Annotated in this window: 1 protein-coding gene; it reads left to right on the top strand. The window is 70.9% G+C overall.

Annotated elements, in window-relative coordinates:
* A partial coding sequence (locus ACFXKA_RS43300; RefSeq protein ID WP_379431956.1) for a dihydroxy-acid dehydratase occupies positions 1-1038 on the top strand: 1038 nt, incomplete at both ends.

Below are 1038 nucleotides of genomic sequence, written 5' to 3'. Positions count from 1 at the left end.
GCGCAGCAACGCCAACCGCGCGGCCTTCGACAACGCGATGGCGCTCGACATCGCCATGGGCGGCTCCACCAACACGATCCTGCACCTGCTCGCCGCCGCCCAGGAGGGCGGTCTCGACTACGGCCTGGACGAGATCGACGCCGTCTCGCGGCGCGTCCCGTGCCTGGCGAAGGTCGCGCCGAACGTGGCGCCCGGCGGCACGTACTACATGGAGGACATCCACCGGGCCGGCGGTATCCCCGCCATCCTGGGCGAGCTGTACCGGGGCGGCCTCCTTGAGGAGGGCGTGCACTCGGTGCACTCCGACACGCTCGACGACTGGCTCAAGACCTGGGACGTGCGCGGCGGTTCACCCTCCGAGGAAGCCGTGGAGCTGTGGCACGCGGCGCCCGGCTGCAAGCGCTCGGCGACCGCGTTCTCCCAGTCCGAGCGGTGGGACACGCTCGACCTCGACGCCGAGGGCGGCTGCATCCGCTCGGTGGAGCACGCGTACTCGAAGGACGGCGGACTCGCCGTACTGAAGGGCAACCTGGCCGTCGACGGCTGTGTCGTGAAGACGGCGGGCGTGGACGAGTCGATCTGGACCTTCGAAGGCCCGGCCGTCGTCTGCGAGTCGCAGGACGAGGCGGTCGAGAAGATCCTCCGTAAGGAGATCAAGGAGGGCGATGTCATCGTCATCCGCTACGAGGGTCCGCGCGGCGGCCCCGGCATGCAGGAGATGCTCTACCCCACGTCGTATCTGAAGGGCCGGGGCCTGGGCAAGGCGTGCGCCCTGGTCACCGACGGCCGCTTCTCCGGCGGTACGTCGGGCCTGTCGATCGGCCACGCCTCACCGGAGGCGGCGTCCGGCGGGACGATCGCGCTGGTGCGCGACGGCGACCGCATCCGGATCGACATCCCCGGCCGCTCGATCGAACTGCTCGTCGGGGACGACGAGTTGGCGGTCCGGCGGGACGAGCTGAACGGGGTGTACGAGCCGGTCGCACGCGAGCGCAAGGTCTCCGTGGCGCTGCGCGCGTACGCGGCCATGGCCACGAG

It is taken from the genome of Nocardia sp. NPDC059228 (genome assembly GCF_042754245.1).
Lineage (GTDB): Bacteria > Actinomycetota > Actinomycetes > Mycobacteriales > Mycobacteriaceae > Nocardia.
This window is presented reverse-complemented; position numbering and strand designations above follow the sequence as displayed.